Source organism: Paraburkholderia sp., assembly GCF_036488795.1.
Taxonomy (GTDB): Bacteria; Pseudomonadota; Gammaproteobacteria; order Burkholderiales; family Burkholderiaceae; genus Paraburkholderia.
In genome coordinates, this window is sequence record NZ_DASXHA010000090.1 from 1 (window position 1) to 15,347 (window position 15,347).

The 15,347-nt window shown below is 63.0% G+C and carries 12 protein-coding genes; 7 read left to right on the forward strand and 5 right to left on the reverse strand.

What is annotated here, in order from left to right; genetic code table 11:
- Together VGH41_RS11935 and VGH41_RS11940 are read left to right on the forward strand one after the other, a co-directional pair.
- A partial coding sequence (locus VGH41_RS11935; RefSeq protein WP_331597637.1) for a BamA/TamA family outer membrane protein occupies positions 1-939 on the forward strand: 939 nt, incomplete at its 5' end.
- Positions 940-1,231: 292 nt separating this feature from the next.
- Entirely contained in the window at positions 1,232-2,641 is a 1,410-nt protein-coding gene (locus tag VGH41_RS11940; protein WP_331597638.1) for a TIGR00366 family protein, read from the forward strand.
- A gap of 39 nt (positions 2,642-2,680) precedes the next feature.
- Here the strand turns inward: VGH41_RS11940 and VGH41_RS11945 are convergent, their stop codons facing one another.
- The 3 genes from VGH41_RS11945 to VGH41_RS11955 all read right to left on the reverse strand — a co-directional run bounded on the left by VGH41_RS11945 (position 2,681) and on the right by VGH41_RS11955 (position 6,202).
- A complete protein-coding gene (locus VGH41_RS11945) occupies positions 2,681-3,025 on the reverse strand; it encodes a hypothetical protein (RefSeq protein WP_331597639.1) in 345 nt (114 codons plus the stop codon).
- A 316-nt stretch (positions 3,026-3,341) separates the two neighbouring features.
- The gene (locus VGH41_RS11950; protein WP_331597640.1) at positions 3,342-5,006 is read right to left on the reverse strand and encodes a tannase/feruloyl esterase family alpha/beta hydrolase; all 1,665 of its coding nucleotides are present in this window, start codon (positions 5,004-5,006) and stop codon (positions 3,342-3,344) included.
- An 86-nt stretch (positions 5,007-5,092) separates the two neighbouring features.
- Positions 5,093-6,202, reverse strand: a complete 1,110-nt coding sequence (locus tag VGH41_RS11955) for an OpgC domain-containing protein (RefSeq protein WP_331597641.1) — start codon at positions 6,200-6,202, stop codon at positions 5,093-5,095.
- A gap of 359 nt (positions 6,203-6,561) precedes the next feature.
- Here VGH41_RS11955 and VGH41_RS11960 point away from each other — a divergent pair, with 359 nt between their 5' ends.
- From VGH41_RS11960 to VGH41_RS11970, 3 genes are all read left to right on the forward strand, one after another.
- Positions 6,562-8,076 carry an ATPase domain-containing protein gene (locus VGH41_RS11960; RefSeq protein ID WP_331597642.1) on the forward strand — a complete coding sequence of 505 codons (1,515 nt, stop codon included), beginning with the start codon at positions 6,562-6,564 and terminating at the stop codon, positions 8,074-8,076.
- Positions 8,077-8,083: 7 nt separating this feature from the next.
- Positions 8,084-9,763: a response regulator gene (locus tag VGH41_RS11965; RefSeq protein ID WP_331597643.1), complete on the forward strand. Its 1,680-nt coding sequence runs from the start codon at positions 8,084-8,086 to the stop codon at positions 9,761-9,763.
- A 173-nt stretch (positions 9,764-9,936) separates the two neighbouring features.
- Complete coding sequence (locus VGH41_RS11970) at positions 9,937-11,292, forward strand: MFS transporter (protein ID WP_331597644.1); 1,356 nt, start codon at positions 9,937-9,939, stop codon at positions 11,290-11,292.
- A 9-nt stretch (positions 11,293-11,301) separates the two neighbouring features.
- Here the strand turns inward: VGH41_RS11970 and VGH41_RS11975 are convergent, their stop codons facing one another.
- Positions 11,302-11,790, reverse strand: a complete 489-nt coding sequence (locus VGH41_RS11975) for a dihydrofolate reductase (RefSeq protein WP_331597646.1) — start codon at positions 11,788-11,790, stop codon at positions 11,302-11,304.
- A gap of 188 nt (positions 11,791-11,978) precedes the next feature.
- On the opposite strand from VGH41_RS11975, the gene VGH41_RS11980 reads away from it, so the two are divergent.
- Positions 11,979-12,365 carry a DUF488 domain-containing protein gene (locus VGH41_RS11980; protein WP_331597647.1) on the forward strand — a complete coding sequence of 129 codons (387 nt, stop codon included), beginning with the start codon at positions 11,979-11,981 and terminating at the stop codon, positions 12,363-12,365.
- Between the two features lie 132 nt (positions 12,366-12,497).
- Entirely contained in the window at positions 12,498-13,226 is a 729-nt protein-coding gene (locus VGH41_RS11985) for a FadR/GntR family transcriptional regulator (RefSeq protein WP_331597691.1), read from the forward strand.
- Between the two features lie 7 nt (positions 13,227-13,233).
- Here the strand turns inward: VGH41_RS11985 and VGH41_RS11990 are convergent, their stop codons facing one another.
- Positions 13,234-14,976, reverse strand: coding sequence for an IlvD/Edd family dehydratase (locus tag VGH41_RS11990; protein WP_331597648.1), 1,743 nt, complete (start codon positions 14,974-14,976; stop codon positions 13,234-13,236).
- Positions 14,977-15,347 lie beyond the last annotated feature (371 nt).

Below are 15,347 nucleotides of genomic sequence, written 5' to 3' on the forward strand. Positions count from 1 at the left end.
TCGGGTACCAGTCTCGCGGTGAACGTGAATACCGCCACGACCTTCCGTACCCTGACGGTCACCCAGGTCGACCCGTACTTCACGGTGGACGGTATCAAGCGGATTACCGACGTCTACTATCGGACGAGCGAGCCGCTGTACTACTCGAACACGACCGACACGAGCTTCCGGATCATTACCGCAGGCGCGGACATGAAGTTCGGTATCCCGTTCTCCGAATCCGACATGGTCTATTTCGGCCTCGGCTTCGAGCAGAACCGTCTGGATGTCGACGCGACCACGCCGCAGAGCTACATCGACTACGTGAACGACTTCGGCCGCGTGTCGAACAACGTGCCGTTGACGATCGGCTGGTCGCGCGACAATCGCGACAGCGCACTGGTACCGAGCCGCGGTTACTTCACGCAGGCGAACGCCGAATACGGCTCGCCGCTCGGTAGTACGCCGTACTACAAGGCGGACTTGCAGGCACAGTACTACTACTCGTTTGCGCGCGGCTTCGTGCTCGGCCTGAACTTCCAGGGCGGCTACGGTAACGGCCTCGACGGCAAGCCTTACCCGATTTTCAAGAACTACTACGCAGGCGGTATTGGTTCGGTGCGGGGCTACGAGCCGAGCTCGCTGGGTCCGCGTGACGCGACGACCGGCGACCCGATCGGCGGCTCGAAGATGCTGGTGGGTAACATCGAGTTGACGTTCCCGCTGCCGGGTACGGGCTATGACCGCACGCTGCGCGTCTTCACGTTCTTCGACGGCGGTAACGTCTGGGGCACGGAAGGCAACAGTATCGGCGCGAACGGCCTGCGGTATGCATACGGTGCGGGTCTGGCGTGGATTTCACCAATCGGGCCGCTCAAGCTCAGCCTGGGTTTCCCGCTCGTCAAACACCAGGGCGACCAGTATCAGAAATTCCAGTTCCAGATCGGGACGGCGTTCTAAAGTACGTAACGTACGTTCAGGATGCACAAGAGGGCGGCCATGGGCCGCCCTCTTTTTTCGCCCGCGGTGTTCGGCATTCGTCGGCTTTTTGGCGCTACGCGAGTCAGTGCGCTACACCGTCACACCGGATGCCGGCGACCGTGCAGCAAATAAAAAAATCAGGTAGGGTTCGTGCCGCGAATACTGCGCAAGCCCATGCGCGTATGCTGCATTTGCAAGGACCCGCGCGAGAAGCGAGACCAGCCTGGAAAGTCGTGCCGCAGGACAACACGCGGCCAGAGGAAGAGACATCATGGAAAAGAACGACATCGATTCAACGCAACCCCGTGCCAGCCATCCCGGCGAGCGCCGCCGCGGTATCGTGGCAGGCCTCGTGTATGTGTTCGAACAGGTCATGCCTGACCCGTTCGTACTTTCAATCGGCCTGACCCTCGTGGTCATCGTGCTGGCCTTCATATTCGCGCCGCATGCCAGCGTGCCCGTGATCCTGACCTCATGGTACGGCGGCACCTTCGGCATTCTCGGCTTCGCGCTGCAGATGATTCTGATTCTCGCGACTGGCTACGCGATCGCCGAAGCGCCGATCGTGCAGCGCGGCCTGCGTGCGATGGCCGCCGGTGTGAGCACACCCGCGCGCGCCGCCCTGCTGGTGTTCCCGATCGTCGCGGTCGCGGCATGGCTCAACTGGGGCCTGGGCCTGATCGTCGGCGCGTTGTTGTCGCGCGAAATCGCCAAACGCGTGAAGGTGGATTTCGCGTGGCTCGTCGCGGGCAGCTATTCGGCGTGGTCGGTATGCAATAGCGGACTGTCGAGTTCGATCGCGTTGTCGCAAGCGTCGCACGGTAATGCGCTGAACCTGGTGGAAAAAGCCACCGGTCAGGTGATTCCGTTGAGCCAGACCGTGTTCGCGCCGTTCGTGTTCATTCCGACCGTGGCAGTAGTGGTGGTAATGACAGCGATCTTCATCAAGATGCATCCGAAGCCGGAGCATGTAGTGGCATTCAGCGAGGCGGCGCCCGAAGCCGGCGCCCCGGCCGGCGCGCATGACGATCCGCATGCACGGGGCGCCGCGCCGACTTCGTTTGCAGCGCGCGCCGAGCGCTCGGTGCTGGCCACGCTGATCCTGCTGATCCTCGGCATCGGCTATCTGGCGATGACGTGGCATGCGAAGGGCTTCGAACTCGACATCAACACGACCATCCTGATCTTTCTGCTGGTGGGACTCGCGCTGCAACGCACGCCGATCGCCTATGCCGACGCCATCCGCCGCGCCGCGCGTCAGACCGGCTCGATGCTGCTGCAGTATCCCGTGTACGGCGGCATCATGGGCATCATGACGGGGACCGGGCTGGCATCGACCATCGCCAAGACCTTCGTGGCCATCGCCACGCCGGTCACGCTGCCCGTCTTGAGCTATCTCAGCTCGCTCATCATTACGCTGCTGATTCCTAGCGCAGGCGGCCACTGGGCCGTGCAGGGACCGTTCGTGCTGCCCGCCGCGTTGAGCCTGCACGCGTCGGTACCGCGTACGGCGATGGGCGTGGCGATGGCCGAGAACGTGTCGAACATGCTGCAGCCGTTCTGGGCAGTGCCGGTGGTCGCGATTGCCGGCATCCGCATTCAGCGGGTGATGGGCTACACGGCGGTCACGTTTGCGGTGTCACTGGTGATTTACGGCGCGGCGCTCTGGCTGATTCCCTAAAGCAGGGCCCTCAAGGTCAGGGCCTTCAGGTCCGCGCCTTCAGGTGACCGGCGACATCGCCAGAATCGCCACGACTTCCCCGGCCGTGGCGATCGCAATGGCGGCTTCGACCGGATTGGTGTTGATGAAGGTGCGCAGGTCGATGTCGTCGCGAAACTGGCTCCAGGTGCCGAAGAATCCGAGCGACAGGATCAGCCCGAACAGCAGGCTGAAGCCGAGTGTCACGGAGAGCAGCTTGTCGCTGCTCAGGAGATTGGCGGCAAACGAAAAAGCCGCAAGACAGACGATCTGCGAAGCCAGAACCACGAGCATGCCCGGGTGGTACTGAATGCCCTTGTAGGTGAAAGAACGCTGCAGGCGTGAGCGTTCGTATCTGTTGCCCATGGTGATTCCTTGCTGGAGCCGGTTCTCGCGCGCCCGCAGGCTCGCGGCGCTGCCCCTTGCCGAGGGCGTCATGCCGGCACTTTGCTTCCGGCTCGCCCGATATCGGAAACAGCGGCCCTAAGTCCATTCCCGATGTGATGCTCAGCAAACGCGCGGTGTTTGTGTTTACGGTAGGCCCAAATTCAATGAAGTCAAGCCGCACCGGCTAGGGGTTAATGCGCGCAGCGGCTGTGAACGTGAGGGTGTCCATGTTTCGCGCGGCCGCGCCTTCCGCGAAAACAGCCGTCGTGCGCAATCAGGCTTGCGTCATGCACTTTTATGGTTCGGCGCACGCAAAACTGCTCGCACGATTCAGATTGCCCTTGCCGAGATAGCGCGGAAACATCGGATAACGACATAACGGACGCGTGCGTCCATTGGTGGGCGGGGCAATATCCGTCGCGCTCAGCGTTTCCGGCGATACGCCGCGCGTCACCCAGTTATCGAGTGCACCGAGCAGATCCACGGATGGAATGAACACGCCGTTGCCGTGCTGATAACCCGGCACCATGTAGAGACGCATGAACGAATCGACTCTGGCCGCCCCATAGCGTTCGATCAACGCGTCGTAGTACGCAATGGTCTGATTGGGGCTGATGACTTCGTCGGCGAGTCCTTGCAGCGTGATCAGTTTGCCGCCGCGCGCGATATAGCGCGACAGGTTGGTATCCATGGCGCCGATGGTCTGCGAGAGCGCGAATAGCTGCTGGCGGTAGCTGCCAGGATGCATCAGATTAAAGCTCAGCGAGTGAAATGCCTCGTTCTGCAGCACGAAATAGCGGACATAGCTGTCGCCCTGGGTGAACAGATAACCGTTGGCGAAGAACCCGGGCGACGGCAGGAGTTCCGGACCATGCGCAAGCCCGAGGAAGCCGGTCCATTGCGTGCCTTCGAAGACGTTGTAGCCGGCATAGCGGTTCGCGTTCCACGCGAGCGGGTAGGGCAGCGACAGGCCGTCGCGCAGCATGCTTAGCGTGGCGATCTGCGGGTCGGTGAGGCAGTCGTCGGCGTGGTTCGTGGGTGCGTCTTGCGGCGGGCAGCGCAGCGAGTCGACGATTTCCTGCTCGTGCTGCCGGCACGCTTCCACGTCGCTGACGATGCCGTCGCGCGCGCCGTCCAGTGCGTCGCACACTTCGAGCGAGCGGCGGTAGACACGCTCGAGCAGAGCAGGCGGCACGAAGCCGCCGGGCGTGCCGTACTCCGCCTGGCCGAGTGCGACGCCGAGCAGCCGCACGCCGGAAAAATTCAGGGCGGGCGAATTGGCGATCACGCCGTCGTAGTCGTCGGCAAAGCGCTGCATCACCGTATAGCCCTCGCGGCCGCCGGTCGACCCGCCGGCGAAATACATCCGCTCCGGCGGGCGGCCGTACACACGCTCGATCAATGCAACGGCCGCATCATGCGTTTTCTTCAGATGTGCGTAGCCGAAATTGATCACCGCTTCGTTAACGAGGCCGAACACCGCGAGCGCGGAATTGCCCGTGTGGCCCGAGTCGTCGCCGAAGGTCGCATAGCCCTCGGCGAGCGGCGCGTGATCCGGTGAAAACGGCATCACGCCAGTGCCGCTCACCACCACGCCGTCATACCCCCCGCCGCCGATCTGCAACGCGCGGCCGTTCCAGCGTGCCGGCAGATTCAGGTCGAAGTGGATGTCAGGGGTGCTCGGCAAAATGGCCTTGATGCTGCCGGTGATGCGGCAATACTCGTGACTCTGGTTGCCGGCGGTGGTGGCGGGAATCATCGCGGCACTGTCGATGTGCACACCGCGCGTGGGCATCGCAATGACTTGCGCGGGCAGTGTGACGCCGTAGAGGGCGCGGCATTGCGCGGCGAGTTCGGGCGGTTTCGATTGCGCCCGTGCAGCGCCGGGCACGAGCCAGAACAGCGCGTAACAGAACCCGTAAAAGGACACGCAAAAGAACGCGCGGACAAACCTCGGCACGAGCTGCCTGCACGTCACGCTCCGATCAGCGCGCCGCGCGACGCCGGCTGACGGTGGGCCGTTCGCGAACGCCGCGCGCCTCGCGCTCATCCGCACCCGGCGCTGTTCACGGCGACGCGCGACGCATCGCCGCCTTTCCAGCCGTTCCAGCCACGCGCGATCACCAGCATCGCGGTGATGGCGACCAGATCGCCGCTCAGCGCCACCAGCGCGCCGGCGACGCCGTGAAAGGCGTGCGGCGTGGCCGTATCGACGATCAGCGAGACGAGCGTGCCCGTGACGAAGCAGACGAGCCCGGTGCGTCCGACGCGCACCACGGCCGGCATCCTCTGCGCGAGCCGCGCAATGCTGCCCATGCGCACCAGCCGGGCGGTCAGCCATGCAATAGCGAGGAAGTTGATCACGCGATCCATCGACAGGTTCTGTTTAAGCGTGCCGGGCAACGGTTGCGTCAGCACGAAGAGTTTGACAATGGCGAAGCCGAGCACGGCGAGGAGCGCGGCGCCCACCAGCCGGCGCGCCGTCTTCGACGCATGGAAATGCTCGCTGACGGGTTGCACGCGGCTCACGATGCCAAGCACGAACATCAGTTGCCATGCAAACGGATTGAAAGCCCAATCGCTGACGTCGTCAATACTAAAGAATACGGCGAGCGGCCGTGCGGCCGCCCAGATCGCCACACTCAGCAGCAGCGCCGCTGCCCGTGAGCGGCGTGCGAGCGGCACGGCGAACGGCACGCAGAGCGCGAAGATCACATACATGGGCAGCACGCTGGACAAATAAGGCTGGCGCCGCAGCACGACGATATCCAGCGCTTCGCGCAAGGGCTGGCTGGCAAACGGCGGCCAGCCGGTCAACTCGACCATGGGCCGGTTCAGATGCAACCGCGCCAGCAACGCGCCGGAGACGAGCGTGAGCACGGCGGTGAGCAGATACGCGCGGTAGATTTCCCAGCAGCGCTTGATGAAACGCGATTGCGCGGCGCCCGTGCCATGCCGTTCGAGGACGGCGGTGTAAGCGGCGGCGGACGCATAGCCGCCGAGGAACACGAACACTTCGGCGGAATCGCAGAACGCGTAGGCGTGCAGCATCAAATGCGACAACGCACTGCCGGGAATGTGGTCAAGAACGATGACAATCAGCACGATCCCGCGGAAGAAGTCCACTTCGATCGAGCGCCCTCTGCGTGCGTCCATTCAGGTCCTCATCAGGATGGCAGGGATCTCGGGTTGGCGGTGCGAACCGGCCGGCAGCACCGCGACGGTGCGCGGTCATGCCTTCGTGAAAAGTAGGAGCAGGCGCCAATCTGAACGTTCCCACATTCAAGGCCGCGAGTGCGGCGCGGATTGGCAATACTGAATTTGAAAATACGGGGGAACGGGCTGGTGTTGTCGGAGCGGACTGCACTCAGGACGGCGAAACCGTCGCGCCCGATCCGCGTCACGATTGGCCCGCAATTTGCTCAATATGAGCCGCTGGCTTGCGAACGAGCGCGAAGCTGCGCTTTCAGAACCAAACCATATCCACTATCACGTCAGATACGCGACGTCATATCATGATTGAGAAAACAGCTAACCCACGCACAACGCGCCTTTCTACCGGGATCGAAGGGATCGACGACGTTCTAGGCGGCGGACTGACGCCGCACCGCATGTATCTCGTCGAGGGCGCGCCTGGTACAGGTAAAACTACCCTGGCGTTGCAGTTTTTACTGCGCGGCGCCGCGCAGGGACAGCAGGGGCTCTACATCACGCTGTCCGAGACGAAATCGGAGCTGATTTCGGTCGCGGAAAGTCACGGCTGGGAGGTCAGCCGCTTCAGGATTGTCGAGCTGCTGTCGGACGAAGGACTCGACCCGCGCTACGAGCAGACCGTGTTGCAGCCCGCCGAAGTGGAACTGGGCGAGACGGTACGCGACGTCATCCAGCAAGTGGATGAACTGAAGCCGGTACGCATCGTCCTCGACAGCCTGTCGGAATTGCGGCTGCTGTCGCAGAATCCGTTGCGCTACCGCAGGCAGATTCTCGCGCTGAAGCGCTATCTGGCCACGCGCGAATGCACGGTGCTGCTGCTCGACGACAACTCGTCGGAACCCGGCGATCTGCAATTGCACAGCATTGCGCATGGCGTGATCAGTCTCGACAGCATGGCCCACGACTACGGCGGCAACCGCCGCCGCATGCGCATTGCGAAAATGCGCGGCATCAAGTTCCGCGAGGGCTATCACGACTTCACGCTGGATACCGGCGGCATCAAGGTGTATCCGCGCCTGGTGGCGGCCGAGCATCACGTCGAATTCGATTCGAAGCCGCGCAGCACCGGCACGGCGCGCCTCGACACGCTGCTCGGCGGCGGCCTGATCCCGGGCACCAGTGCGCTGATGATCGGGCCGTCCGGCGTCGGCAAGACCACCACGGTGGTGTCGTGTCTGATCGCCGCGCTCAATCGTGGTGAGCGCTGCATCTACTATCTGTTCGACGAAACGCTCCACACGCTGTTGCTGCGTTCGAGGACGCTCGGCATGGATCTCGCGCCGCACGTCGAGACAGGACTGCTGACGGTTCGGCAGATCGATCCGGCCGAACTTTCGCCGGGTGAATTCGCAAGCGACGTGCGCGACGCCGTCGAGCGGCGGCAGATGAAATATGTCGCCATCGACAGCCTCAACGCCTATTTGCAGGCGATGCCTGGCGAGCGCTACCTGCTGCTGCAAATGCACGAGCTGCTGGGCTATCTGAATCAGCAGGGGGTCGTCACGATGCTGGTGCTCGGCCAGCATGGCATCATCGGCGAGGTGCAGAACGACGTCGACATCAGCTACCTCAGCGATGTCGTCGTGCTGTTCCGCTATTTCGAACATCAGGGCGAAGTGTTGACTGCGATCGCCGCCGTGAAGAGCCGGGCCAATGCGCATGAACGCTCGATCCGGCAATTCCGTCTGAGCAGCGACGGCGTGGAAGTGGGCGAGGCGCTGCGCGACTTCGAAGGCGTGCTGACCGGTTTGCCTTCCTACAAGGGCGATACCGCGATGCTTTCGACGAACGGCCACGTGATCGCCCGTGCCGGTTGATCATTCCATGGAACGGCGCGTCCTGATACTCGCCCCATTCGGTCGCGATGCCGACGTGATAGCCGAAGTGCTGACCAGAGATCACCGCGAATGCGTGGCGTGCGCCGACGCGGGCGCGTTGACCGACGCACTTCGTGAGGGTGCGGGCACCGCGCTCGTCACGGAAGAAACACTCGCCGGCGATCACGCATCGCGCCTGTTCGACTGGCTCGAACATCAGCCCGCGTGGTCCGACTTCCCGTTCATCCTGCTCGCCAGCAAACGCGAGGAGCGGCGCTCCGCGCGCAGTCTGGAAGTGCTCGAGCGGCTCGGCAACGTGGTGGTCCTCGAACGGCCGTTGAATTCGGAAACCTTGCGCCGCGCGGTGGCCTCGTCGCTACGCGCGCGTATGCGTCAGTACGATTCGCGCCAGCATCTGGATATCTCACGTCAGCATCTGGCCGAACGGATCGAGGCCCAGGCCGCGCTGGTTCAGCTCAACGATTCGCTCGAAAGCCGCATCGCCGCGCGCACGCACGAGCTGGCCTCGGCCAATGATCGCCTGATGAAAGAAATTCATGAGCGTGCGAAGGTGCAGGCGGTGCTGGTGCAATCGCAAAAGATGGAGGCGCTCGGGCAACTGACGGGCGGCATTGCGCACGACTTCAATAATCTGCTGAACGTCATCATGGTCAACGCCGAGCTGATTGCGCGGGTCAGCAGCGACGAGCGCGTGCGCACCATGGCCGCGACCGCGAAGCGGGCCACCGAACGTGGCGCGAAACTGACCGGCCAGTTGCTGACGTTTTCGCGTACCAGCAATTTCGACCTGAAAGCCGTGGATGTGGTGAACCTGTTGCAGGGCATGCACGACATCATTACGGTTTCGCTCGGCTCGACGATCCGTTATTCGACGCACTTCGACGGCGAAGAACTGTGGACCGAAGCCGACGCCAACCAGCTCGAGCTGGCCATTCTGAATCTGGCCATCAATGCGCGCGATGCGATGCCCGGCGGGGGCACCTTGAGCGCGCGCGTCACCAGGCGCCTCGCGCCGGACCAGACCATGACGGCGGGCCCGTACGTCGTCGCCGAGTTCAGCGATACGGGCTCGGGCATTCCCGCCGAGGTGATCTCGCGCGTTTTCGATCCCTTCTTTACCACCAAGCCCATCGGCAAGGGCACGGGGCTCGGGTTGAGCCAGGTGTACGGCATTGCGCGGCAAACGGGCGGCACGGCGCGGCTCACGAGCGAAGTGGGTCGTGGCACGACGGTCGCACTGTGGCTGCCGTTGCGCGAAGGCGCGGCGCCGGTCTCGGAGGAGGTCTCGGATGTCGAGCAGAAGGTGGTGGGTATCAAGCGCATTCTGGTGGTGGAGGACGACAGCGAGGTGAGAGCGATGCTGGTCGATTCGCTCAAGATGCTCGGCTACATCGTGACGGAGGCGCCCGACGGCAAGGCAGGTCTCGGACGGCTGATGGGCGACCGGCCGGATCTGATGATGGTCGACTTCGCCATGCCGGGCATGAACGGCATCGACGTGATCTCCGCCGCGCGACAGTTGCGCGATGACCTGCCGGTCATTCTCGCGACAGGTTATGCGGACGTCGATATCTCACGCCTCGCGGTAAGACGCTGCAGCATCCTTCGCAAGCCGTTCCAGCTCGACGAACTGGCGCGCACCGTACGGCTGAGTCTGATCCAGTAGCGCATGCGGCATGCATCATGAGTCGTTGCACGACCATTGCGAACGCCGCGCCACGTCATTGTTAAGAAAACGCTTTCCCGCCAGCCATTCGACGACTACTCTTTTGCTAGTTTGAGCGGGTCGCCGCTCAGGCGTTTGAAATCCACATAGATTTCTCGTAAAGGGGAGCGTTCATGGAGATTGAGACACGTACTCTGGCGCGCGTGACGGCTCGGCTCGTCCCGTTCCTGGTTCTTTGCTATTTCGTTGCCTACCTCGATCGGGTAAACGTGGGGTTTGCTGCGCTGCAAATGAACAAGGATCTGGGATTGTCGGCGAGCGCATTTGGCTTTGGCGCCGGGATCTTCTTCATTGCTTATTTTTTCTTCGAAGTGCCTTCCAACCTCTTGCTGGAGAAGTTCGGCGCGCGGCGCTGGATTGCCCGGATCATGTTTACATGGGGCTTGCTGGCGGGCGCAATGGCGTTCATTCCGGACATTGCGAAGTACACGGGCCTGTCCCCCGCGCACGTGTTTTATACGCTGCGTGTGCTGCTGGGTATCGCGGAAGCCGGCTTCTTTCCCGGCATCATCTTCCTTCTGACGTTGTGGTTTCCGGCGATGTACCGCGCGCGCGTGGTCGGCTATTTCATGGCCGCGATTCCGCTGTCCACCGTGATCGGCGCACCGGTTTCCGGCGCGTTGCTCGGGCTCGACGGCATGGCCGGCATGAAAGGCTGGCAATGGGTGTATCTGCTGGAGGCGGCGCCCGCGGTGCTGTTGTCGGGCGTGGTGCTGTTGTATCTGACCGACCGGCCCGCGCAAGCCACCTGGCTCGAGGCCGAGGAACGCGACTGGCTCGTGACGCGGCTCGAGCAGGAGCGCGCCAAGCGCGAGGCCGTGAGGAAATTCAGCGTGCGCGAGGCGCTCTTCAATCCGCGCGTGCTGGCGATCGCGCTGATCTATTTCGGTGCCAACGCAACCAATTACGGGCTGAGTTTCTTCCTGCCGCAAATCGTCAAGGCGTTCGGCCTGAGCAATCTGCAGACCGGCTTTGTCACGTCGTTGCCTTATGTGGTCGGCGTGATCAGCATGGTGTTCTGGGGGCGGCATTCGGATCACAAGCTCGAACGGAAGTGGCACGTGGCGATTGCGCTGCTGGTCGCAGCCGGCGGCATCGGCGCGGCGGCGGGGCTGGATAATCCGGTTCTGAAGATGCTCGCGCTGTCGATTGCGGGTTTCGGCATCTTCGGCTGTCTACCGGTGATCTGGACGCTGCCGGCGGCCTTCCTGTCGGGCGCGGCGGCCGCATGCGGCATTGCCGCGGTCAATTCGCTCGGCAATCTGGCGGGCTTCTTCGGTCCATATGCCATGGGATGGATCAAGGACAGTACCGGCGGCTTCGGCGCTGGTCTGCTGTGTCTGGCGGGCGCCGGTCTGGTGGGCGTGGGGGCGGTGCTGCTGTTGCCGCACGACAGCGCGCTCGAAAATGCGCCGGGTACGCTGACCGGAGCAGGTGGCCACGTCGGCGAAGCGGGCCATCACGTCTAAGGTGCGAGCTTAAGGCTTCCTTGCGTAGGTGAAGAATGTGTATGCGGTCGGGCCGCTCACGTCGGTCCGCTCGACGCAGGTGAAACCGGCGGGCAGCTCTGGAAACAGGGCGTCGCCCGCCGGATCCAGATCGATCTCGGTCAGGTAGAGCGTGTCTGCATAAGGCAGGAACAGCCGGTAGACCTGTTCGCCGCCGGCGATGAAAATCTCGTCTCGCGAGTCGTGGGCGATGATCGTCGCCGCTTCGTCAAAGGTGTGGCAAGTCAAGACACGCTCGGCTTCCACGACGCGCGAACTCAACACGAGGATGTCGCGCCTCGGCAGCGGCCGGCCAATCGAATCGTAGGTACGCCGACCCATCACCACCAGATGCCCTTCGGTCAGCTCGCGAAAGCGTCGCTGTTCGCCCGGTACTTTCCACGGGATATCGTTGGCCGCACCGATCACACGGTTCCTTGCCATTGCCGCTACCATCGCGATCCGTTTGCCATTCAGCATGCATGTCGTCCTTCGATCTGGTGATGACGCCATTCTAGCGGTCGCGCTTGCGCGGATCCTTTGGCATAGTCACAGTCGGTCGCACGCGACTGCCACCCTATGCGACAACGGCGCGTCCTGAGTCCATCAATATGCACAGTTGCACTCCGCGCCCGCGGGCTCGAGTCAGATCATGGGAGACAACGGATATGGCTGTTCGCATCGTTCAACTGGGATCAAAGCGGGCTCCCGATGAAGGCCTGCGTATCGGCACCGTACGCCGGCCGCCGCGCGGCGTTCCAAAAGCGGAGTTCGGCACGCGCGACTATTACGACGTCTGGTTGCCGACTCTCGCGCCCAGTGCGCCGCTGGTCACGCAAGCGCTGGCCGCATCCACCGAGGCGGAATGGAACACGTTCGCACGCCACTTTCGCGCCGAAATGAAGCAGCACGACCCCAGCCACGTGCTGGACCTGCTGGCCGCGCTGTCGAAGACGACGAACTTTTCGGTGGGCTGCTATTGCGATGACGAAAGCCGTTGCCATCGCAGCATTCTTCGCGAACTGCTGCATGAGCGGGGCGCGTCGATCAAGTGATATGCTTGGTCACGTACCTGAGCCGGCCCATCAACGGCCACATGAGCACAGCTAAGCAACACACCCATGCTCGCGGAGAGCGCCGCATGGCTCCTGCAATACCTGCGCGTGCACGAGCCGCGATTCCTTCATATGGACTATCGTCATCTGCAACAACGCAAGAGCCTGCATGGCCGCATTGTGCAGGAGCTCGGCATGGATATCGTCAGCGGCAAGGTTCAGCCGGGGCAGCGCCTGCCCGCCGAGGCCGACCTTTGCGAACGCTATGGCGTGAGCCGCCCGGTGCTGCGCGAGGCGACGCGGGTGCTGGTGGCCAAAGGCCTGGTGGTGTCCAAGCCGCGCGTGGGCAGCGTCGTCAGGCCGCGTGAAGACTGGCACATGCTCGACCCGGACGTGCTGTACTGGACGCTCAGCAGCGTGCCCGAAGGCGAGTTCTTCCGTTCGCTGCTGATCGTGCGCCGCGTCATCGAACCGGCCGCGGCCGCGCTTGCCGCCACGGCGGCAACCAGCGAAGACCTGGCGCGCATCGCCTCGGCGTATGAACGCATGGAGTGCGCGCCGACAGCGAGCGCGCTGCTGGAACCGGACCTCGAATTTCACCGCGCAATCATGGCGGCCACGCACAACGATCTGCTCGCGCATATCGGCAATATGCTGTCGTTAGCGCTATCCGAATCGATCAAGCTCACCAGTCGCCATCCCGACACGCACGCGCTGTCGTTACCGCGTCACAAGGCCATTCTCACTGCCATTCAAAGCCGCGACGCACTCGGCGCGCGTCAGGCGAGCCTCGTGCAGCTGGAAAACGCCAGCGCGGATGCCGAGAGCATTCTCGAAGTGGGCCGCGGGCATCCCGCCTAGCTTCGCGCTAGTGCGAATGCCGCGGCACGTCTGCGCCACGGCAGCCCACCAGGAAATCGAAATCGCATCCCTGATCGGCCTGCAGGACATGTTCGACGTACAGATGACGGTAGCCGCTTGCGTCGGCGGCCAACGGTTGCCGGTCCTTGTTCCAGTCTGCAAGCCGCGCGGCCAGTTCGGCTGCGCTGATGTCCAGATGCAGACGTCCCGCCTGCGCGTCCATTTCGATCCAGTCGCCGCTGCGAACCACGGCGAGCGGACCGCCCGCGCGGGCTTCGGGTGCGACGTGCAACACCACCGTGCCGTAGGCGGTGCCGCTCATGCGCGCATCCGAAATGCGCACCATGTCCGTGATGCCTTGTGCGAGCAGTTTGGGCGGCAAGCCCATGTTGCCCACTTCGGCCATGCCGGGGTAGCCCTTGGGGCCGCAGTTTTTCAGCACGAGGATTGAATCGGCCGTGACGTCGAGATCCGGCGCGACGATACGGGCCTTGTAGTCTTCTAGATTCTCGAACACCACCGCGCGGCCACGATGCCGCAGCAGGCGCGGCGTCGAGGCCGACGGCTTGAGCACCGCGCCGTTCGGCGCCAGATTGCCGCGCAGCACGCACAGGCCGCCATCCGCGACGAGCGGCTGGTCGAGCGGACGAATCACTTCGTCGTTGTAAAGCGGTGCTTCCTTGCAGTTGTCCCAGAGGGTTTGACCGTTCGCGGTCAACGCCGTGGGATGCGGCAACAGGTTCGCTTCGCCCAGGCGCCGCACGACGGCGGGCAGGCCGCCCGCGTAATAGAACTCTTCCATCAGATAGCGGCCCGAGGGCTGCAGATCGACCAGTGTGGGCGTGCCGCGGCCAATCCGCGTCCAGTCGTCCAGTTCGAGATTTACACCAATGCGCCCGGCAATCGCCTTCAGATGGATCGCAGCGTTGGTGGAACCGCCAATCGCCGCATTGACGCGAATCGCGTTTTCGAACGCCTCACGCGTCAGCAACTTCGACAGCCGCAGGTCGTCCAGCGCCATCTCGACGATGCGCATGCCCGACAGATGTGCGAGCACATAGCGGCGCGAATCCACGGCGGGAATCGCGGCGTTGTGCGGCAGCGTGACACCGAGTGCTTCGGCCATGCACGCCATGGTCGACGCGGTGCCCATGGTATTGCAGGTGCCCGCCGAGCGCGACATGCCCGCTTCGGCCGACATGAAATCGTGCAGGGTGATCTTGCCGGCCTTCACCTGCTCGCTCAATTGCCAGACTATTGTGCCCGAGCCGATGTCGCGGCCCTGATGCTTGCCGTTGAGCATCGGACCTCCGCTCACCACGATGGCCGGCACGTCGCAACTTGCCGCGCCCATCAACAGCGCCGGCGTGGTCTTGTCGCAGCCCACCAGCAAGACGACCGCGTCGATCGGATTGCCGCGAATCGATTCCTCGACATCCATGCTGGCGAGGTTGCGCGTGAACATCGCGGTGGGGCGCAGATTCGATTCGCCATTCGAGAACACGGGGAATTCAACGGGAAAGCCGCCGGCTTCAAGCACGCCGCGCTTCACGTGTTCGGCGAGCTTGCGGAAGTGCGCGTTGCACGGCGTCAGTTCGGACCAGGTATTGCAGATGCCGATAACCGGTTTGCCTTGAAACTCGTGATCGGGAATGCCCTGGTTTTTCATCCAGCTGCGGTACATGAAGCCGTTCTTGTCGGCTGAGCCGAACCATTGAGCGGAGCGTAGCGGGCGTTTGGCGTCCTTCATGTTCTCCTCCTTAAGCTTTCCCTGATAGTAATACTATTCGCGTCCGCTTGAATGGCGTCATGACGCTGTCATTTTGGAAAGCTAATTGAACGATGCCGAAAAACCGATGTGCCCACATAGCGGTATCCGGTCTCAGTGAAGCGGGCGCGGAAATAGTCCGACTAGTTAAGGGTATACATCGATTAATCGCCGCAAACACGTGATATACGATTTTCTATGGATCGTCATGCGGAAGCGCATGCGTGTGCGCAAGCAGGTTCCGTTGGGCGTGGTGATGCCCGGCACCGGCGCTTTCCTGGCCAGCGCCGTCATAAATAGCGAAGTTTCGAATAACTGAGCGACGGAGACAGACATGGCCGAAGAGCGCGAAC